Source organism: Cytobacillus sp. BC1816 (genome assembly GCF_051353635.1).
Classification (GTDB): Bacteria; Bacillota; Bacilli; order Bacillales; family Cytobacillaceae; genus Cytobacillus; species Cytobacillus oceanisediminis_C.
On the sequence record NZ_CP195611.1, the window covers coordinates 3,523,269 to 3,544,382 of the forward strand.

Sequence of the window (21,114 nt, forward strand, 5' to 3'; positions counted from 1 at the left end):
TAATAACAATAATCATAAGGAGCACAAAAAAAAAACGGCTGTAAATTCAGCCGCCTTAACACGATTATTTTTTTCGCAATGATAACAAATGATTTCTAAGAATCACTCTCATTTTTTCTTCATTAAATTGATTTGGTTTCATTACTGCATGTAGGGCTAGACCGCCTATGGAAAACCTATGATTCAATGGGCAGACGAAAGGTTTGCCTATAAGTTCGGAAACGGTCCAAAACCTGAAAAGCTTGCTAAATACGGCAGGGAACATGCCGGGAGAGAAAGAATCGGATGGTATAGGCATCTTCTCGCATGGATAATTGGTTTGATTTTATTAATGGCTATGATCCTTTACATTGGCAATCTTCAGTAAACCGGGAGTCTCAAAGGATTAGCAAGAATATGGACATTGGTACTTGCAATAGATTTTGCCATCAGCTTCAGCTATACCGTTTGGGCGAGAAAAATGAAAGCTGATAACAAAAATAACTCTGTAGTTTAGAATTTAAATGATAAAGTTAGTTGGCTTTAGTTTCAAAAAATCTTCTTGTCAGGTCAATAGTTAATCATTATCCGTCCTTTATTTAGGAGATATCAAAAAAACAGGAGCCTTCTTCGGGACTCCTGTTTTTTAAATATTATTGGCTGCCGTTTTTCTGCAGAACTTTCAATCCAGAACCCATATCGGATGCAAGTACATAATTGCGGTCTACGAATACACCCCAAATGTTAGATTTGCTTGGAATATAGACACCAATTTCTTCCGGATTGGACGGGTCTGTAATATCAACTGTTCTTACACCCCCAGCATAATGTGAGAGATATAATGTGTTCCCCTGAACCTTTGGATCATGGACCGTTGCTCCTCCTGGAATCTTCTCAGTGAAGTCGGTTCTAAAAGTGCTTAGAAGCTTTGGATCTGTCTTATCTTTGATATCATAAATCATTGTGTAGCCGTATGCACTCTCAAAGCCCTCTCTGGTTGGGCCAAACACCTCCCTTGTCTCTATAAGGACATTTCCTCCTTTAGCTAAATCCATCGAATGGGCTGCTCCCTGAACATCATTGGCGAAATCGGTCCTGCCCAGATAAACTGGATTTTTGGCATCACTAATATCAAGCATGATTGTTCCTAAATCCCAGTACGAAAGGAAAGCTGTTTTCCCAGTTCCATCTGTTTTAACGCTATGAGCAAACGCTGCCCTTTGAATTCCTTCTTCATCAGTCCAATTATACCCATCATAATTATCATCGTTCACTTCAGGTATATAATTGCGCGGATTAAATTCATAAATTGTTTGAGGCGTTGAAGGATTTGTAACATCTACAATATTAACATCCATTTTTTCACCATGAGAATACAGATCGGCATAGCAATTTGCCGTCAGCACATAAACATTATTTCCTTGAACGGTTAGGTAAAGTTCATGTGTTCCCCTTGCCCCCGATGTATCTTCCCAGAATCCCAGTTCCTTTGGTTCCCGAGGGTTTGTGACATCATATAATACAAATCCTCCTTTTGCATTTGGGTTGGTGCGATCTACCTTTTGAACACTGACTGCAGCCAAATCACCTTTAAAGTGCTTCGTATTAACAGTTTTTACAATTACTTTTTCCTGCCAAGTCCCTGGAATATGAGCAAATGACGACACTTCTACAGGATTTGAAGGCTCTTTCATATCAAATACACGTACTCCCCCTTCACCCCCATTTTTGGTATGTGTACCTACATAGGCAAAGCCTTTATGCGCATAAACATCACCCGATGAATTTTGTACCCCCTCTTTCACTTCTTTTAGCGGAACAGAGGCTACTTCTTGAAGATTACCTGTATTTTTGCTGCCCTCAAGCAATGGAACAGCTAATTCAACACCGGCCAGACTATCACCTTTTTCAATACCTCCGCTGAATTCATCATGTGCAAGTGCTGCTGGGCCTCCTGCAGATAGGACAAGAGCTCCGGCTAATGCAGTTTTAATTAAAACTTTCTTTTTCAAATGTATTCCCCCTAATATAATTTAGCTATGTAGTCGGTACGCTAAGTTTAAGTGTCCCGAAATACTGCATTTTTTATATTAAAGAAAATTCAGAATTTTTAAAATCAGTAAATTCTCCTATATTTTCTACAAAAAATGACTCATCCTCTTCCCTCCTATATAACTAGTGAAATATTGGAATATGAGGTTTACACTAATTATGCCAGTTTTTGCGTATTTCTTTTGACCCCCACAAAAGAAAAACACCTTCCAATGGAAGATGCCTAAATAAATTTATCTCCTGCTTTTCAACTTTCTTTTTACAGCCGGAACAACATATTTTTTCACTAATGAAGCACCGTTTTTTACAATGAATGCTTTTATTAATCTTTTCAATGCCATGAACGGATCCCTCTTTTCGGTTTAAACAGTACTTTATATACTTTACCTTTTTAGTATGTCCGCTAAACATTGAATGAAAAAACAGCCCTTGAGGCAAGGGCGTTCTGCTGATTATAAAGGAAGCAGGGATATTTTCTCTTTTTCCTTCAGCTGATCAATCATTCCAAACCACTCCTGCGGTTTAGCCGATAGAACAGCGTAATATTCAGTAAGGAAATTAATAACCAAGCCAGAAGGAATTTCTGTGATTTCTTCTTCAGCTGGCATGAAGCAAAAGTCAAGTCCCTTAACTGCTTCCCCATCGTTTTTCCAAGAAGGATGAAGATAAGGAAAATCAAGCTTTTTATAGCCCATATGAGACAAAACCTCACGGCGGACGAATGGGTTCATTGGCTTGGCACCGCCAAATTCATGGTCTTCAATCCCATAAGGATCATAAATTTCTGCAAACATGCCAAATAGCTCTTTACCATTTTGGCGGGCTAGTTCATCCAGATCCTTTGATCGATTTCGTGCAAGGAAACGGCCAAGGCTTAGGCCCTGACGGCCAATGATGGTAAAATCAGTCATGGCAATATTCCATTGCGGATAGTAGCGATATTCGGTAGCACCAACCACATCACCTTCATGAACAGCCGCAAACACACGAATTCCCGAATCTTCAAGAGGTTCCTTCCACAATTCAAACTCAAGTACTTCTTCAGGAGGAAAGACTTCTTTCATTAACTCATGCATTTTAACAAAAAGCGGATCATGAATACTCGTAATTCTGATATATTCCAATGTACTATCTCCTTTGCCGCTTAAACCTTAAATGGATTCTTCCACTCCATTAAGGCACCGTAATTAAGTGACTCTTCATCTTCTAAATAATTCTCTGCAACAGTAAGCGGAGTTCGGCCGCACCTTAGCAAAAATGTGATAACCGGATCTTTCTTTCTCCCATCGATCAATTGCTGAAGATATTCCTGGGCAGACAAATCATGGGCGAATTTATGGTAGCCAGGCATTCGCCCCCCTCCAAGCAAGCGATCGAGACCCAGGCTTATGACAACCTGATACATAGCCTGCATCATTAATTTGCCCAGCCCAAGTTTTCGGAACTTGGGGCGGACACTTATATCAACAATATATAATGTTTTGCCATGAGGACTATGATTGCGAATATATCCGCTATCGGTTATTTCTTCCCATGTATGTTCTGGATGTGAGGGATCAAAATCAACAATCAGCCCGGTTAAAGACCCTGCTAATACTCCTTCAACCTCGATGCATAGTGCGCCATCCGGAAAGAGTTCCACATGGTTAGTTAATTGCTCCTTATTCCACCATAAATCTGAAGGAAAAGGCGGCGGAAAGCATTCTGCCTGAATGTCAATTAACTTATCAAAATCCGCTTTAGTGTAATTCCTGATTACAGCTGGCACCGGCTTATCCCCGTCAAACACATAAAATTCGCTTCTATATGCCATTTTTCATCCTTCGATATTTTCTTTTTCCCAGTCTACATACAAATCAGTTCTGCGGTCGCGCCAAGTCGTAACAGAACCGCGTTCGCGTACTTCATATAAAAGGCTAAGGTCAAGATCGGCAGTCACAATCATATCGTCATTCAACTCGCCTTCCACCATAATCCCCTTTGGCGGAAATGGAATATCATTCGGTGTAATGACGGCTGCCTGGCCGATATTGGCACGCATAAAGTCGACAGTAGGCAGGGAACCGATTGTTCCTGTGACCACAACATAAACCTGATTCTCAATAGCTCTTGCATGGCTTGTATAGCGGACACGGTGGAAACCATGCCGGTCGTCTGTGCAGGAAGGACAGAAAATAACATCTGCTCCTTTTGCTTTTGCCATACGGACGATTTCCGGAAACTCAATATCATAGCATGTCAGAATGGCTATTCTGCCTTTATCTGTATCGAATACTCGGAGGCCTTCGCCAGGTGACATATTCCACTCATGGACTTCAGTAGGAGTGATATGCAGTTTAGCCTGTTCTTCGATCCGCCCATCCGGATAAAATAAATGAGCGGCATTGTAAAGGCGGCCATCTCTGTTAATAACGTGTGTACCGCCGATTATATGCATTTTTGTATCTTTAGCAAAATTGGAAAATAGCATTTTATACTGCTCTGTAAAACCAGGCAATTCATTAATCGTCAGACTTGTCCCCTGCTCGCTTCCTATGGACAAAAGCTGTGTGGTAAAAAATTCAGGAAATAAGACAAACTCCGATCCGAACTCCTGGGCAGTTTTAATGTAATGCTCACATTGACTGGCAAACTCTTCAAATGAACGAATGGTGTGCAGATGATACTGCACAGCGGATACACGAATTTTCAATATACTCCCCCTCATCAGAAAATGTATAGATGAGTTTCACTCTATCTTTAAAAAATTATCAATGATTTTCCTGCATAGCACAATACTTTTTTAATCGGATTACGAAATTTTTTAATTAACACTATTTTATTTTACAAACCAGACTTTTTGAATTTTATCTTCTTTAATTTCATACATCGCTATTGCATAAATAGACTGTCTGTCCGTTCGCCCTTCCAGTAACATATTCATAATCAATCACTATATTTCCTTTTACCATTCTGGAAATCAGCTCAGCATGCTGATTAGGATTGTTTTTAAAAAGCTGGCTGTACATCTCCCCCATTTTTTCTTTTCCCCTATACATAACCTCGTCCCCAGGGAATGTTATAACTGTTACATTATCACTATATACCCCCAAAAATTCATCAATGTTCTGCTGGTTATAAGTATCCAGCAGCTGCTGAGCTAGCCTTCCTGTTATTTCTTTCAAATGGGCCGCCGTCTTTCCAATGTTTTTCTTTCTATCCTAAGGATTTATGGCATGCCGGTCTGGTTTTGTGCCAGAAAAAAAGCATTACTCGTAAAAGTAATGCCTTAAGTCTCTATTTTAATAATTTGCTTAATCCTGATATAAGCCCAATACCTTTTTTAAAATCATTGTTTGCTGCATTGAGTACTTTTAAATAGAGGCTTAAGAGGGAAGCGTTCTGTTTCTTTAATTCAGCTACCTCTTTTCGGGTTGTTTTTAATTCGGACCTTATTGCCTCCATTTCTTTTTGCAAGGAAACGAGTTCACTATTTTCGGTGTCTGGAATCTCTTCGATATCTGCTCCATCTTTATCTTCAGGCGGCTTTTGGGAGATTTCTGCGACCAGTCCCATAAGGGAATCATCCTTCAAAATCTTATTGGCCATTTTAAATAAAGATCCGAAATTGATATCATTTTTATCCTTCAGTAAGGTTGCTGCTAGTTTTTCTACAGCATCAGAATTATAACCATTTGGAATGTTTGCCGGTTTTTCAGATGAATTCTGCTGTTCTGGTTTATTTTCCTCCATATTTATCCCGTCCTTCTTCGTTTTCACTCACTATTCTATGAAACTGCACTATATTTGGAATAGACAAACATACAAGATTAAAAGATTTTATGGATTTTTTTCATATGAAAAACCCTGGAAATATTCCAGGGTTTTTGTAATTTGGCTTTAAGCGTCATTTGCGGAGCATCCCAAAAGGCTGCAAATAGCCTCCACGATGGCACCTTCTGCTGAAGGTACGAGAATACTTGCCAAAAGCAATACAACGGCTAAAAGAATGACAATTAACACCGTTAATGGTTCTACCATGATGATATCCCCCCTTTAAAGTCATTTAGCAAGGGAACCCTTACGTAGACATGTTATGTTTAAGATTTGGACATGCTTAAACTACTATCCTGTACTGAAAAAAAAGGGCGCTATTCCATGGGGGATAACACTTTCGAAAAAAGGGCCATCATATAAATATTTAAAATTTTACTGCGAAGCTATTAGAATTATGATTTTTTCATCAGTTCTAAGGGGAGTTTGAGGCATTCATGTAAAACTATATAACTATATGTAACAAAAGCTGGCCCCCGTGACAGAGAGCCAGCCTATCATTTACTTCTTTTTCAATTCATTTGCCAGAAATTCAACATCCGTTCCAACAATAACCTGAAGACTGGTTTTGCTGAGCTTTATTACCCCTTTTGCCCCCAGCTGTTTTAAATGCCCTTCATCAATCAGGGCTATATCTTTTACCTTTAAACGAAGGCGGGTTACACAATTATCGATTTCTTCAAGATTTTCTCTGCCGCCCAAAGCCTCCAGATAAGCATCAGCAGCTTCAGCATAGTTGCCTTTTATAGCGAAATTCCCTTCAAATTCACCTTCAATTTCATCTTCCCTTCCCGGCGTTTTTAAATCCAGTTTCTTGATTAGGAAATAGAAAACCACAAAATACAGCAGACCATAGAGGAGACCAATTCCAGCAAGCAGTACTGGCTTCTGGGCAATGCCGAAGTTTAGAAAATAATCCAGGGCGCCTGCTGAGAACCCGAAACCATGGTGAATATCCAGCGCATAGGAGATGGACATAGCCAAACCCGTTAAAATAGCATGTATAAAATATAGTACCGGTGATAAGAACATAAATAAGAATTCAATCGGTTCTGTAATACCGGTCAGGAAGGAAGTAAATGCAAGTCCTGCCATTGCACCTGCCACTGCTTTCCTTCTTTCCTTTTTAGCTGCTGCAACCATGGCAAAAGCAGCACCCGGCAGACCAAACATCATGATCGGGAAGAATCCTGTCATGAAAATTCCTGCAGATGGATCTTTTGCAAGGAAGCGCCATAAGTCACCTTTAATGACATCACCGGCTGCATTAGTAAACTCCCCAAACTCAAACCAGACAAGCGTGTTCAAAATATGATGGAGCCCAACTGGGATTAATAATCGGTTGAGGAATCCGAAGACTCCAACACCTGCGGCACCTGCACCAATAATCCAATCGCCCACACCGTTAATGCCTGCCTGGACCGGAGGCCACACATACCCGAACAAAAATGCAATAACAATCATTACAAGTGATGTGATAATTGGCACAAACCGTTTTCCTCCAAAGAAACCAAGCCATTCCGGCAGCCTAATATCATGATATTTATTGTATAATAGCCCTGCAATAATACCGGAAATGATTCCCCCAAAAACACCCATATTGACCGTTTCGTTTATCGCCGCGGCACCTTCAGTCAGCACAAAATAACCCACTGTACCTGCGAGGGCAGCGGCCCCGCTGCCATCCTTAGAAAAACCGATGGCAATCCCGATGGCAAACAAGAGAGCCAAATGTCCAAACACAGCATTCCCGGCTGCAGATATAAACGGAATGCCTAAAAGATCATCCTGTCCCAGCCTAAGCAAAAGTGCAGCAGCAGGCATGACTGCAATCGGCAGCATTAAAGACTTGCCAATCCTTTGTAAAAACCCCAACATTTTTACACACCTCTTTCTGCATGGATTATTACATAATATGAACAGGCTTTATAATTCAGTACCAGGCACCATCAGTATTATGCCGACCCGCCATATAATAAAAAAAGAACCTGGGGCATTTTGCCGCCAAGTTCTTTCCTCGAGTTTAATAGAGTAAATATTCCTCACGTGTCTTTTTGAATTGTTTTAATTCTTTCTGCCATTTGGAGGAGATTTCTTCAACTGGCTTCCCTTCCTCAATGTCTTCACGGACCCAGCCATTGCCCATCAGATTGTCAAAGAATGAAATCCCTGCACTGTTCTCTGCACGGAATTCGAAGTCTTCCGGATACATATCATGGATCGCCTTTACAATATGAAGTCCGGTCTCGACAGGCTTGAATGCATCGCGATGTGTAACATGAATCTGAATCCCATGGGAAAGCTGTCCTGCATGCTTAGAGAAGCTTGGTGTAAACGAAGCAGCTCTGAAGGTTACCCCTGGAAGATTCAGACTGTTCAAATGTCCAGCCAAATCATCAGAGTTTATAAATGGTGCTCCAATTAATTCAAACGGCTTCGTTGTTCCGCGCCCCTCAGAAACATTCGTCCCTTCAATCAATGCAGCTCCCGGATATACTAAAGCAGTTTCTAAAGTGGGCATATTTGGAGACGGCATGACAAACGGAAGGCTGGTGTCATCATAATACATATTTCGCTTCCAGCCATTCATTTTGACAACAGTTAAATCTGCACCAATTTCGAACTCATCATTGAATAATTCGGCCAGTTCACCTACAGTCATCCCATGCCGGAGCGGGATCGAATAATTCCCCACAAATGAGGAATACTTCATATCGAGGACTGGTCCTTCAACCTTTGTTCCACCTTGAGGGTTTGGCCTGTCCAGCACGATAAAAGGGATATTGTTTTCTTTTGCTGCTTCCATCGCATATGCCATTGTGTAAATATACGTGTAAAAACGTGTTCCAACATCCTGGATATCAAACAGAAGCACGTCTATATTTTCCAGCATTTCAGGTGTAGGCTTTTTGGTTTTTCCGTATAAGCTGTAAACAGGAAGCCCTGTCTTTTCATCGATATAATACTCAACGTATTCTCCCGCCTGTGCACTTCCGCGTACTCCATGTTCCGGGCCATATAAAGCTGTTAACTCCACATCGGGATCATTGTGCAGAATATCGACAATGCTGTTTAAATTCTGGTCTACCCCAGTCGGGTTTGTGATTAAGCCCACTCTTTTCCCTTCTATGAGATCCTTCTTATCATCTAAAAGAACTTCAACTCCAAGCTCGAATTTCTTTTTCTTGCCTTTTCCTTTGCCATTGCCGTTATCTGCAAGCACAACTGTTAAAGAAGAAAGTACGAGAATCATTGTCAAAAATCCCATAAACCATTTCTTCATATATATTCCCTCCTTGATCAGAAAAGCGGAAGCTCCCTGCCCACCCCCTAAACCTCGAGGGGGAAGGCCCTGGAGCAAGACAATCCTCAAATTCTTAAGATTGAAGGTACGCTCAAATCCCTAAGGCTTCCTGTACCCTCTCCTATTCATAAATAGCAGTGTGCCTAATAGCTCAATCCATGGCCAAATTCATATAAAATACTGCCATCTGTACCCGGAATTGTTACAGGCAATTTACCTGAAGGACTTACCTGGCCAAAAACAACACCTGCAGATGCATCAAAGCTTGCCGTCCTGAATCCGTATTGTGCAATGTAGGCATCAACTTCCGGATAAGCCATGATGTCATATGGGTTACGGATGCCAACCGAAATGACTGGAGCTTCTGATTCCGCAATGATGGAATTAACCATTTTCATCTGAGCGCTGTCCGGTGAGCGGCCTGAAACATTAAACGTATAGGAGCCCACAATAACTGCGCTGGCATTCCTGATTTGCTGCTTTTGTTCTTCCGTTAATGCAAAGCTTGAAGTCTGGATGACCGTTGTGTTTGCATGAAACTTGGTGATTGCGTTCTTTAAGTCTGCAATATACGTATTGCCGACAACGACAATTTTATCTTCAGCAGATAATTGTAACGGCAGTGCATCTCTTTCATTTTTAACCAATGTGACTGAACGTTCAGCTGCTTCTTTTTCTATTTGTTTATGTTCTTCTGATCCAACAATCTCACGTGCGTTTGCAATTTTTTCATCAATCGGCTGTGGTGTCTCTTCTTTAATTATTCCCCGCTTAATTTTCAGAATTAAAATGCGTTCAACTGATGATTCAATGCGTTTTTCTGATATTTCTCCATTCTCCACAGCATTCAATAGCCCCTCCGCAACTTCTTGAAGTCCAACAGGCATTAGCACAATATCTGTTCCAGCTTTAACTGCCCGAATAGCCGCGTCAACTGGTCCAAAATGTTCCGCGATGGCATTCATATTCATTGCGTCTGTTGTAATGACACCCTCATAGCCCATTTCTTCCCTCATAAGTTCTGTCAGCACTTTATGGGAAAGAGTGGCCGGAACTGCAATTTCTTCACCCGTTTTTTTCGAGATTGCTTTTGTATCATCAATCTTAGGGAAGGTAACATGTGCTGTCATGATCGCATCAATCCCTGCTTCCATTCCCTTTTGAAAAGGGTACAATTCAACTTTTTTTAGACGTTCTTTGTCATGTGGTACTTCAGGCAATCCAAGATGTGAGTCTACTGCTGTATCTCCATGTCCGGGAAAATGCTTTGCAGTAGCGGCAACACCAGCTGATTGCAATCCTTCGGTATAAGCAACACCCATGTCAGCGACAAGCTGCGGGTCCTCACCAAATGAACGAACGCCAATTACCGGATTGTCGGGATTATTATTTACATCCATGACAGGTGCAAAGTTCATATTAATGCCTAGTGATGCAAGTTCCTCTCCAATCGCCTTGCCTACCTTTCGGGAAATTTCCTCAGAACGGGCAGCTCCTAATGCCATATTGCCAGGCATGTCCGTTCCTGATTGAAGACGTGTAACAATTCCGCCTTCCTGGTCAATCGTCATCAATAAGCCGAATTTATCGGCAGCTTTCTGATAGTCTGAAACCAGTGTGGCTGTCTGTTCTGTTGTCACTACATTTTCACGGAATAAAATGACCCCTCCAAGATGATATTCTTTTACCAGCTTCTCAATTTCCGGCAGTATTTCAGTGACATTTTGTCCCTTCCAGGTGCGGAAATCAGGCATCAGCATCTGGCCGACCTTCTCTTCAATGGACATGTTTTTCACTGCTCGGCTAATGAGATCATACCGTTTCCCATGCTCCTTAATGATTTTCACTTTAAAAACTGGCTTGCTATTGCTGTGCTTTTTGCCATCAGGTTTTATTTGAAGTGCAATACGGTCCTTATATACTCCGTCTGTTACACTAATGAATATTTTTCCGGGCTTCCCCATTAAGGTGATATTCCCAGCCTGATCAACTGCTGCAACATTTTTATTTGAAGATTTCCATTTCACACCATCTGAAACTCCCATGAAATGTCCTTCTTTATATACATGAAGCGCCTTTAATTGAAATGCATCTCCACTATTCTCTGTGCTGATTTCAGGCACATTCTGAAGGATGATTAAATCCTTTGCTGCACTTTCTGCAGATGCTTGCTTCAAGGTTCCTCCGATCCATAACTGTGAAACGGCAAGTGTAATTGCGAGAAGGGAAATGAACATTAATTTACGGGCTTTAACCATTTCTTCCACCGTCCTTACTGCATTTATTTCATATGCACTTAAGCTTACTTTTCACTAAAAAATCGAATGCTAGTAATTTCTTTTTTTCCACCCGTTTCCTGAGAAGGCAGGCGTCACTGTTTGGCCATCTGAAAGCCTGAGTTTTACATTATCAACATACCAGCCTCTTCCGTTTACTGTACTGTCTGTCTGGTATCGGAATCGAATGTGGGAGGTTTCTGCAGGAATCGTTAGTTTTTCGTTTTTCCAATCGATGCTGCTGCCTGTTAATGGCTGTGCCGCCTGTGTCCAATTGACGCCATCCTCTGAGACCTCTACAAAGGCCATATCCGCATTGTTTTCAGTTCTGTACCAGGTATCAAACGACAGGACCGCCTCTTCTTCGAGATCCACTTTTGCCGTTAAATTATGTTGAATTTTATCTCCATATCCTGAGAACCAGGCATCTCCTTTTCCAGGGATTGCAACAGGAATGGAATCTGCTACTTGTCTTGCAAATCCTCGCCTTGCAATATTCGTTGTAACTGTATTTCTTGATGGATGGACACGATTTGTTAAGAGAATCGCAATCGTGCCATTATTCCGGTTTATTACAATGGATGTTCCAGTGTACCCTGTATGCCCAAGCGATGTTCCCTCTGATAAAGCATCCATGAACCATCCCTGACCAAGCTCCCAGCCAAGTCCATGATCATCACCGGGAAATTGGGGAATCTGGTTTTGAATCAGCATTTTCACCGTCTCTTCCTTTAAAATCCGCTTGCTGCCATAACGCCCATCATTCACATACATATGGGCAAGTTTAGCAAGATCGGATGCAGTGGAAAAGACACCTGCATGTCCGGCAACGCCATCAAGGGACCAGGCATTTTCATCATGAACTTCCCCCCAGACTAGGCCCCTGCTGATAGCAGGCTGATATTCCGTGGCTGCAATCCGGTGTTTCAAAGATTCAGGAGGATTATACATCGTATCCTTCATACCGAGGGGCTTGGCTATGCGGTTTTTCACAAACTCATCCAGGCTTTGTCCTGAAAGGCGTTCGATTAGTGCACCGAGTGTAATCATATTCAAATCGCTATATGTATACGCTTCACGCGGTTCATTGGCCAATGGATATTTAAAAACGATTTGCATGCGATCATTTCTGCTGCTTCCTTGTGAATATAAAGGAATCCATGCAGTAAAACCTGAAGTATGTGTCATCAGCTGGCGAATTGTTACATTTTCCTTGCCGTTTTCAGCAAACTCGGGGATATATTTCGCAACAGGATCATCCAGTTGAAAGCGGCCATCATCATACAATATCATCGCAGCAGTCGTTGTAAAAATCTTACTGATTGAAGCCAGATCAAAGATTGTATCTTCCGTCATTTCAATCGGATTCTGCGCTTCAGTGAATTTATCATCCGTATAGCGGTAGGAATATCCGTATGCATCATGTTTGACAATATGGCCCCGCCTTGCTACAAAAGTGACAGCACCCGGCATTACTCCTTCTGAAATCATCTCTTCCATAAGTGGATCGATTTCATTGAGCGGCTGCTGAACCATTCCAGCTCCCGCCGCTGAACCTGGATGAAGAATAGGGGAAATCGGCCCAGGGCGATCCCATGAAAAAATCGGATGAATTTTGTATTTCACATCTTTATTATTCTTCATTTCCATTGTTGGCTTAACTCCTTCCGCGCTCTGCGCAGATACCGGATATGCTGCCGGAATAAAGAGTGATGTGCTAAGTGCTGCAGATAGCGCAACAAGCTTGGTTTTATTTTTCATACTGCCTCCTTTAATTTTATGAACTTTCATCAGCCAATAACCTCCTTTATGTTTGAAAGGGTTTACATACTGTAAGATTAATAGAGATAGAGTATAGTTGTCTATACCACATAAGTCCTGTTCTAGTTAAAAACTTCCATATATTTAATTAAATCGATAGTTCTTTTTGACTGTTCTGAAAATTTAGCATTTCACCTTTTGACTCTCATGATTTGTTTGCAGAATTCCCAGCTTTCTATGTAAAAATGAATGCTTGTTTGCTAGTTTCTAATATTCTTTGCATTTTTCCAGGTTTGTTTGATGAAACAGTATTTTTGCATAGGTCTCCATTTAGACAAAAAAGCAGAATCCATTACGGATTCTGCTTCATCTTTGGAATTGCACATTATGGAGACCCGCGAAGATCCCGCCTTGTTCTATTAACTCATCATGTGTACCTTCTTCGGCTATGCCGTCTTCTGTAACCACCACTACTCTGTCTGCATTTCGAATGGTTGCAAGCCTGTGGGCAATCACAAGTGTAGTGCGGTTTACGGCAAGCTCATTCAACGCAGTTTGAATAATCTGCTCTGTTTCTGTATCCAATGCCGATGTTGCTTCATCCAAAATCAAAATCGGCGGATTTTTCAGGAACATTCTTGCAATGGCAATTCTTTGTTTTTGTCCGCCAGACAGTTTTAATCCCCGTTCCCCAATTTGAGTTTCGTAGCCATCCGGAAGAGATGCAATGAAGTCCTGCAGGTGAGCTTTTTTCGCCGCGTCCGCAATCTGCTCGTCTGTTGCCCCAAGCATTCCGTAAGCTATATTTTCTTTCAGTGTACCGGTAAACAGGAAGACATCCTGCTGAACAATGCCGATTTGTGATCTCAGTGATTTTTTCGTCATGTCCCTGATATCCATGCCATCGATCTTAATGCTTCCGCTATTTACATCATAAAAGCGTGGAATCAAAGAACAAATCGTTGTCTTTCCGGCACCTGAAGGTCCAACAAAAGCAACTGTTTCACCTGCTTTTATTTGAAGGTCAATCCCCTGAAGCACCGCTTTATGCTTGTCATAACTAAATGCTACATCTTGAAAGCGGATATCTCCCCTTAAGGATACAACCTCAATGGCATCTTTTGCATCCTCAATCTCTGGCTCCGTATCAATAATTTCCAAAAAGCGTTTGAAGCCAGCCATTCCTTTTGGGTACAGTTCCATCAGGGCGCTAATTTTATCAATCGGTTTTAAGAGCACATTCACATAAAGCACAAATCCAACCAATTCTCCATATGATAGCTGCCCGTTGAAGCTCAGCCAGGAACCGTACACAAGAACAATCAGCGTAACTAATCTGGTCAGCATATAGACTCCGGAAGCACTGAAACTCATAATCTTATATGCTGCAAGCTTGGCAAGACGGAATCTGCCATTGTTTTCTCTAAATCTTTTAATCTCATAGCTTTCATTTGTAAAAGACTGAACCACACGCACTCCAGATACACTATCCTCAACCTGGGCGTTCACATCGGCAATTTCACCGTACATCCTTTTCCATGCTTTGTTCATTTTAATATTGCAGAATGTAATCAGCCATACAAGAAAAGGAAGAACAAATATCGTTACAAGAGCTAGTTTCACATTGATTGTCAGCATGATCCAGAATGCACCCACAAACGTCATAACCGCAATAAATAAATCTTCCGGGCCATGATGGGCGAGCTCTCCGATATCCATAAGATCATTTGTCACCCGGCTCATGATATGCCCTGTTTTGGTATTATCGAAGAAACGGAAAGACTGCCTTTGAACGTGCTGAAAAAGCTGCTGCCTCATATCTGTTTCGATGTTGATGCCCAGCTTGTGACCCCAATAGTTAACAACAAACTGGAGAAGTGTGCTGGTCAAATAAAGAGCAAGCAGACCGGCACTTACAGAAACAATCATGGACCAATTCCCGCTTGGAAGCAGGCTGTCGATAAACCACTGAACCGCAAGAGGAAAGCCCAATTCAAGAATTGCCACGAATACCGCGGAACTAAAATCAAGAATGAATAGGCGCTTATGCGGCTTATAGTAGCTAAAAAACCGTCGGATCATCATAATCTCCTTTTCTGAAAAAATCAAACATAATAGGATTATAAATTCACCAGGAATATATTACAAGAAAAACCCGTCCCTATATATTTCTGGAACGAGTCTGAAAGTTAGAGGTCCATTATGGCTTAAATTCTTAAAAAGGCCGATGTAATCGTCCTTCGCTGATATTTAGATTCTAGATTTGAACTGAACTTTCCGGATCATTTGATTGATTACCTCTGAAATGACAAGTCCGACTGCGATTGCCCCGGATATCATGAATGCCTTCGCAGCCAGCTGTATTGCCGTATTATAATCATTTTCAACAAAATTCCGCATTGCATCATAAGCAATCCCTCCTGGGACCAATGGAATGATGCCGGCAACACTGAATATAATAATAGGTGTTTTATACATTTTGGCAAAAATCTGACTGATCACGGCAATGGTAAAAGCAGCAATTAATGACGAAATGACAGCATCATACTGCCAATTGACAAGCCAAATATAAACAAACCAGCCAACCATCCCGACAAACCCGCATTTCAGCAGCGATTTTTTCGGAGCATTGAAAAGCACCCCGAAGCCTGCTGAAGCAATAAAGCTTGTAATCATATGTGTCAACATAAACATACGCATATTCCTCCGCTAATGCATTTAGAAAGTGAATACAAGAGCAATCCCAGCTCCAATGGCAAATGCCGTCAAAAAGGCTTCAGCCCCTTTTGAAAGACCAGAAACAAGGTGCCCGGCCATTAAATCCCTGACTGCATTCGTGATCAGCAGCCCCGGAACGAGCGGCATGACTGAACCAATGATGATCTTATCAAGTTCTGTTCCCGCTCCCGTGTACACAAAGAAATAGGCGATAAGGCCAATTAATAATGAAGCAATAAATTCAGAGAAAAATTTTATCTGGACCACTCTATGTACGTGTATAAAAGAAACAAACCCCAGACCGCCTGCAATCATGGCTGGAATAAAATCTGTCCAGCTTCCAAGGAACATAATTAAAAAGCAGCCGCTTGCAATGGAGGCTGCAAGAATCTGCTGATAAACAGGGAAAGTATAGTCGGCACTTTCAATTTCCTTCAGCCTTTCCAAGGCTTCCTTTCCATCAAGTTCACCGCTGCTGATCCTGCGTGAAACTCCGTTCACTAATGTCACTTTATATAAATCCGTTGACCGTTCTGAAATCCGAATCAGCTTTGCCGGTTCAGTTCCATCCGTTGAAAATATGATTCCAGTTGGCGTCACATAGCTATGCGAGTGCGGTATACCCAGGGAGGCTGCAATCCTGGTCATTGTGTCCTCTACCCGATACGTTTCTGCACCGCCCTGAAGCATGATTTTCCCGGCAAGCAAGCAGATCTCTATTACTTCTATTGTTGGAGGGAATTCTTTCCCCATTCTTTCACCTGCTTTACAGATCAAAATTTAAAACCTTCATATATAGGGTTACATCTTAACGGAAATGGTAAACGAAAGAAAGACCTTTTGTCTAAAATTTATATAAAAATGTGCCGTAAACTCCCGCGGCATATTCTAAAAGCAGAAAAGAAGCTGAATAAAAAAAGCGATTATCCCTTGCAGAATAATCACTTCCCCATTATTTCTTCCGGATTCCAAACTGCGCATTAAGCTGACCCTGAATCATTTTTGAACGTGATGCCTGATCGTCTTTTTTCTTTTTTCTCTTTAATTCCGAGCGGATTTCTTCCGTTCGGACTCCCTCCTCCCTTTTGTTGGCTATGTCGATGAGCGTCTCTACATCGCTAAAAGAATATTTCCTGCTTCCGCGTTCTGATCTTTCAGGGAAAATCAATTTTCTCTCTTCGTAATACCGAATCTGCCGTTCACTAAGTCCTGTCAGTTCGCTGACTGTCCCAATCGAAATGACTTTTCTGGTTTTGTAGGATGATTCTCTTTCCAATCATGTCACCTCAATCTAACCATTTTCTTTCATTATACTAATCTTTCAATCACTTTCATCAATCCTGTCAGAAAATCTTACAATACAGCAAAAACAATGTAAGAAAACTTAACATAATACATGAATAAGAGCTAAATTTCTTTTAGAATAAACAAAAACATTAAAGGAAAGAGGAGATAATGAATGCAATATTTACGGAAGGCCATTGAGAAAAAACGGCAATACTTAATCGACCTGCTGGTCAAATCAGGAAGCGAATATCAGCATTCTGAACCGGCTCTGCAAAAGCTGACCTTAACAGAACTTGAGGTAATATTTAAAAAACACAGCAATCAAAGCCGTTATTAATCAGGAGGCCCTTATGGAAACAAAAAATACAATAGATCTGGCGAGAAGGATTATTGAACTCGATTTATTGCGTGATCAGCTGTGGGAAAGTTTAACGGCCGCGGCCGGTGATCATGCTTATGAAATTTTAAGAAATGAACAAAATAGTTAATAATGGAACGCTTGGAAGAGCGTTCTTTTTTATATCTATGTTAAAGTTTTGTAAATTTATAATTCCCCCTTTTTTTGTCATCATTATTTTGGTATCATTCTATTATCGAATCCCGATATCGGTTTTCGAAATTAACAAGGAGGCATTTGCTTGGAAGATAAAATATTGCGAAAGCTGTTCCTGGGGTTTATTCAGATCCATATACTTCACCATGCAAAGGAACACCCTGTTTTCGGCGCCTGGATGGTGGAAGAGCTGAAAGAGCATGGATATAGCATCAGTTCCGGAACATTGTATCCTATCCTGCATTCGATGGAATCAGACGGGCTGCTTCATCAGGAGAAGAAAAATGTAGATGGCCGAATCCGAAAATATTATACTGCAACAGCTAAAGGAATTTCAGTGCTCGAGGAAGCCAGAAAAAAAGCTTATGAGCTTTTTAAAGAGATTAAAGACTAAAGGAGATGCATATGAACAAAAACAGAACTGGCTTAAAATCTTTACTGGAAATATTAATGGTTTCAACAAGGCTTGGACTTACCTCTTTCGGGGGACCTGTAGCTCATCTCGGCTATTTTCACGATGAGTATGTCCGCAGAAGGAAATGGATGGATGAGAAAACCTACGCAGACTTAGTTGCACTTTGTCAGTTTCTGCCCGGACCGGCGAGCAGCCAGGTTGGCATTGGCATTGGTGTTATGAGGGCTGGCGTAGCCGGCGGCATTATGGCCTTCCTTGGTTTCACATTGCCATCTGTTATTGCCCTGATTATTTTTGCCATTCTTCTTCAAGGCATTAATCCCGCGGAAGCCGGCTGGATACATGGACTCAAAATTGTCGCAGTGGCTGTAGTAGCTCATGCGGTTTTGGGAATGGCACAAAAGCTTGTACCTGACCTGCCGAGAAAAACGCTGGCACTGTTCGCGATTATTGCCACACTTTTATGGCAGACAGCCATTACTCAGATAGCGGTCATCCTTATCTCTGGATTTATTGGATTTTTACTCTACAAGAAGCATGCAGATAACAAGGAAGCGCGTATGGAATTCCCCATTTCAAAAGGTTTTGCGATTGGCTGTTTAGTGTTGTTTTTCGCCCTTTTAATAATCCTTCCAATTTTAAGGGAGTTAACCGCATTGGATTGGGTTGCTCTTTTTGACAGCTTTTATCGCTCCGGATCTCTGGTTTTCGGGGGCGGCCATGTTGTCCTACCTTTGCTGGAACGTGAATTTGTCCCAACAGGCTGGATAAGTGAAGAAGCTTTTCTGGCTGGCTACGGTGCAGCCCAGGCAGTGCCAGGGCCGTTATTTACTTTTGCTGCCTATCTTGGGGCAGTGATGAATGGCTGGCAAGGCGGTTTGCTTGCAGCGGCCGCGATCTTCCTGCCTGCCTTTCTGCTTATAGTAGGCACCCTCCCATTTTGGGACACACTTCGCAGCAACCCTAAAATAAAGGGTGCATTAATGGGTGTAAATGCTGCAGTTGTCGGCATTTTAATCGCTGCCTTTTATCACCCAATTTGGACCAGCAGCATCCTGGAGCCGGCTGATTTTGCCTTTGCAGCAATACTATTCAGCATGCTTGTTTATTGGAAGCTGCCGCCCTGGATTATTGTTGTGACAGGTGCCATCGGCGGAACGATATTAGGATCAATAGTTTAAAAACGCATCTAATAAGAAAAGCTGCCTGGATTAGGCAGCTTTTTCTATATCGGTATTTCAAGTACAATTCTTGTCCCTTTAGTTTCTGCTGAATAAACTTTTATGGAGCCGCCCGCAGCTTTTGCTCGTTCTTCCATGCTAAAAAGACCGACTCCTCTGGAGACTACATTAACATTGAACCCTTTGCCTTTATCTTCAATGACAATACGGATTTCTTCTTCCATCTGCCTGATTGTGACTGCTGCTTCATCTGTTTCAGCATATTTCCTTATGTTTGTCAGGGCTTCCTGAATGATCCTGTAGATGGTGATTTCTTTATTTGAACTAAGACGGGAAGCCAAGTAGCAATCAAAATGGACGTTGATATTGTGATGTTCTGAAAACCGGACCAGGTAGGATCGAATCGCTGGTATCAGACCAAGATCATCAAGCACAGAAGGACGCAGTTCCCATGAAAGGTCTCTCAGTTCCTCAATGATTTCAGCAGCCTCATCCTGCATTTGATCAAGGAGCGGGTGGCTTATTTCCGCCTGAAGCCTATTAATGGTAATCAGATGGCTGTACAAATTCTGTCCTATTCCGTCATGAAGCTCACGAGACAGCCTTTTCCGTTCATCCTCTTGAACATCAATGATTCTGGTCATCATTTTTTGCAGCTCTTCTTCTGCATTTTTTCTTTGCGTGACTTCATGGCGAATAGCAAGATGCTGATAGGGTTTCCCTTTTTCATTAAGGAATGGGACGATTGTGGTATCCACCCAATAATGTGTGCCATCCTTAGCTCTGTTCTTGATCTCTCCTTTCCATACCTTCCCGGAAGAAATCGTCTTCCATAAATCTCTGAAAAAATCTTTGGTGTGGTATCCTGAGTTGATAATTCTATGATCCTGTCCAAGTAATTCTTTCCGTGAATATTTTGAGATGCTGCAGAATTGATCATTCACATAAGTAATGGTGCCTTTCTGGTCAGTAATTGCCACGATGGATGATGCATCCAGGGCAAACTTTAAATCAATCAGCTCGTTTACGGAATTTTTCAGTTCCTCCACAACACGCTTATATTCAGTAATTTCCTTCCGGATCGCCAGATATTTATATGGCTTTCCTTTGTCATCAATGAAGGGGACGATCGTGGTATCCACCCAATAATAAGTTCCGTCTTTAGCTTTATTTTTAATTTCGCCGCGCCAGACTTCCCCGCTCAAAATGGTTTCCCAAAGGTTCTGCATAAAATCCTTGGAATGGTAGGATGAATTGATAATTCTATGGTCTCTACCAACCAGTTCATACGCAGAATATTTCGACACCTCACAGAACTTTTCATTCACATACGTAATTTTTCCTTTTTGGTCTGTAAAGGCCACAATTGTTGATTCATCCAGGGCAAATTGCAGATCAACCAATTCCTTTAATGAATATGATTGCTGCTTTTTTAATCGGGAACGGTCTTTGACTGAATGAAAGACGATTAAATAATAGGTTTCTTCTCCCTGCTTGAAAGAATTAATTCTATAAAAAATGGAAAATACCTGACCATTATGATGCTGGCCATATTGGTGAACCACTTTACCCTCTTCAGTTTCATGCAGAGTGATCTCAGGGAGCAGTTCCTTTAGGCTCTTCCCCTGCAGCTCATTTACCCTGTATCCAAATTGCTTTTGCGCCTGCTCGTTCGCAAAGGAGATGATCCCAAATCTATTAACAAGAATCGTTGCATCACTGGAATCAGGAGCAATCTCTCTCTTTTTAGGCAACTGATTATTCCTGTCCATTTA

Annotated in this window: 21 protein-coding genes; 5 read left to right on the forward strand and 16 right to left on the reverse strand. The window is 41.6% G+C overall.

All coding sequences use genetic code 11. The features are described 5' to 3' along the window. Nucleotides 1–178 precede the first annotated feature (178 nt). On the forward strand, nt 179–367 hold the full coding sequence (locus ACR42H_RS17870; RefSeq protein ID WP_166672442.1) for a hypothetical protein: 189 nt from the start codon (nt 179–181) through the stop codon (nt 365–367). Between the two features lie 265 nt (nt 368–632). Here the strand turns inward: ACR42H_RS17870 and ACR42H_RS17875 are convergent, their stop codons facing one another. The 15 genes from ACR42H_RS17875 to ACR42H_RS17945 all read right to left on the reverse strand — a co-directional run bounded on the left by ACR42H_RS17875 (nt 633) and on the right by ACR42H_RS17945 (nt 17,179). Continuing rightward, nucleotides 633–1,991: an LVIVD repeat-containing protein gene (locus tag ACR42H_RS17875; RefSeq protein ID WP_113881311.1), complete on the reverse strand. Its 1,359-nt coding sequence runs from the start codon at nt 1,989–1,991 to the stop codon at nt 633–635. 492 nt (nt 1,992–2,483) lie between these two features. Further along, the gene (locus ACR42H_RS17880; RefSeq protein ID WP_113881310.1) at nt 2,484–3,155 is read right to left on the reverse strand and encodes a GNAT family N-acetyltransferase; all 672 of its coding nucleotides are present in this window, start codon (nt 3,153–3,155) and stop codon (nt 2,484–2,486) included. Between the two features lie 20 nt (nt 3,156–3,175). Further along, nucleotides 3,176–3,844 carry a GNAT family N-acetyltransferase gene (locus ACR42H_RS17885; RefSeq protein WP_436372313.1) on the reverse strand — a complete coding sequence of 223 codons (669 nt, stop codon included), beginning with the start codon at nt 3,842–3,844 and terminating at the stop codon, nt 3,176–3,178. A 3-nt stretch (nt 3,845–3,847) separates the two neighbouring features. Then, nucleotides 3,848–4,723 (reverse strand): carbon-nitrogen hydrolase family protein, encoded by an 876-nt coding sequence (locus ACR42H_RS17890; RefSeq protein ID WP_113881308.1) that lies wholly within the window; start codon nt 4,721–4,723, stop codon nt 3,848–3,850. Between the two features lie 169 nt (nt 4,724–4,892). Further along, nucleotides 4,893–5,195, reverse strand: coding sequence for a nuclear transport factor 2 family protein (locus ACR42H_RS17895; RefSeq protein WP_436372315.1), 303 nt, complete (start codon nt 5,193–5,195; stop codon nt 4,893–4,895). 112 nt (nt 5,196–5,307) lie between these two features. Beyond that, the gene (locus ACR42H_RS17900; protein WP_436372317.1) at nt 5,308–5,763 is read right to left on the reverse strand and encodes a hypothetical protein; all 456 of its coding nucleotides are present in this window, start codon (nt 5,761–5,763) and stop codon (nt 5,308–5,310) included. A gap of 147 nt (nt 5,764–5,910) precedes the next feature. Next, entirely contained in the window at nt 5,911–6,051 is a 141-nt protein-coding gene (locus ACR42H_RS17905; RefSeq protein ID WP_019381191.1) for a hypothetical protein, read from the reverse strand. Nucleotides 6,052–6,345: 294 nt separating this feature from the next. Then, nucleotides 6,346–7,722 (reverse strand): N-acetylglucosamine-specific PTS transporter subunit IIBC, encoded by a 1,377-nt coding sequence (gene nagE / locus ACR42H_RS17910; RefSeq protein WP_436372320.1) that lies wholly within the window; start codon nt 7,720–7,722, stop codon nt 6,346–6,348. Nucleotides 7,723–7,867: 145 nt separating this feature from the next. Then, entirely contained in the window at nt 7,868–9,127 is a 1,260-nt protein-coding gene (locus ACR42H_RS17915) for an exo-beta-N-acetylmuramidase NamZ family protein (protein WP_436372322.1), read from the reverse strand. Between the two features lie 164 nt (nt 9,128–9,291). Next, on the reverse strand, nt 9,292–11,406 hold the full coding sequence (locus tag ACR42H_RS17920; RefSeq protein WP_436372324.1) for a glycoside hydrolase family 3 protein: 2,115 nt from the start codon (nt 11,404–11,406) through the stop codon (nt 9,292–9,294). A 69-nt stretch (nt 11,407–11,475) separates the two neighbouring features. Further along, complete coding sequence (locus ACR42H_RS17925) at nt 11,476–13,215, reverse strand: serine hydrolase (RefSeq protein WP_436372326.1); 1,740 nt, start codon at nt 13,213–13,215, stop codon at nt 11,476–11,478. A gap of 336 nt (nt 13,216–13,551) precedes the next feature. Then, a complete protein-coding gene (locus ACR42H_RS17930) occupies nt 13,552–15,267 on the reverse strand; it encodes an ABC transporter ATP-binding protein (RefSeq protein WP_436376995.1) in 1,716 nt (571 codons plus the stop codon). A 168-nt stretch (nt 15,268–15,435) separates the two neighbouring features. After that, nucleotides 15,436–15,879: a threonine/serine exporter family protein gene (locus ACR42H_RS17935; protein ID WP_113881300.1), complete on the reverse strand. Its 444-nt coding sequence runs from the start codon at nt 15,877–15,879 to the stop codon at nt 15,436–15,438. Between the two features lie 24 nt (nt 15,880–15,903). Beyond that, a complete protein-coding gene (locus tag ACR42H_RS17940) occupies nt 15,904–16,656 on the reverse strand; it encodes a threonine/serine exporter family protein (protein ID WP_436372329.1) in 753 nt (250 codons plus the stop codon). Between the two features lie 199 nt (nt 16,657–16,855). Beyond that, complete coding sequence (locus ACR42H_RS17945; RefSeq protein WP_035329590.1) at nt 16,856–17,179, reverse strand: MerR family transcriptional regulator; 324 nt, start codon at nt 17,177–17,179, stop codon at nt 16,856–16,858. 183 nt (nt 17,180–17,362) lie between these two features. Between ACR42H_RS17945 and fbpA the strand changes: the two genes are divergently transcribed. The 4 genes from fbpA (at nt 17,363) to ACR42H_RS17965 (ending at nt 19,339) form a co-directional block, all read left to right on the forward strand. Further along, a complete protein-coding gene (gene fbpA / locus ACR42H_RS17950; protein ID WP_113881298.1) occupies nt 17,363–17,527 on the forward strand; it encodes a Fur-regulated basic protein FbpA in 165 nt (54 codons plus the stop codon). Nucleotides 17,528–17,540: 13 nt separating this feature from the next. Further along, entirely contained in the window at nt 17,541–17,678 is a 138-nt protein-coding gene (locus ACR42H_RS17955; RefSeq protein WP_166672445.1) for a hypothetical protein, read from the forward strand. A 150-nt stretch (nt 17,679–17,828) separates the two neighbouring features. Further along, nucleotides 17,829–18,137, forward strand: a complete 309-nt coding sequence (locus ACR42H_RS17960) for a PadR family transcriptional regulator (RefSeq protein WP_113881297.1) — start codon at nt 17,829–17,831, stop codon at nt 18,135–18,137. Between the two features lie 11 nt (nt 18,138–18,148). Further along, nucleotides 18,149–19,339 (forward strand): chromate transporter, encoded by a 1,191-nt coding sequence (locus ACR42H_RS17965; protein WP_113881296.1) that lies wholly within the window; start codon nt 18,149–18,151, stop codon nt 19,337–19,339. A 44-nt stretch (nt 19,340–19,383) separates the two neighbouring features. Here ACR42H_RS17965 and ACR42H_RS17970 read toward each other — a convergent pair whose 3' ends face one another. Then, nucleotides 19,384–21,111, reverse strand: coding sequence for a PAS domain S-box protein (locus ACR42H_RS17970; RefSeq protein WP_436372333.1), 1,728 nt, complete (start codon nt 21,109–21,111; stop codon nt 19,384–19,386). Nucleotides 21,112–21,114 lie beyond the last annotated feature (3 nt).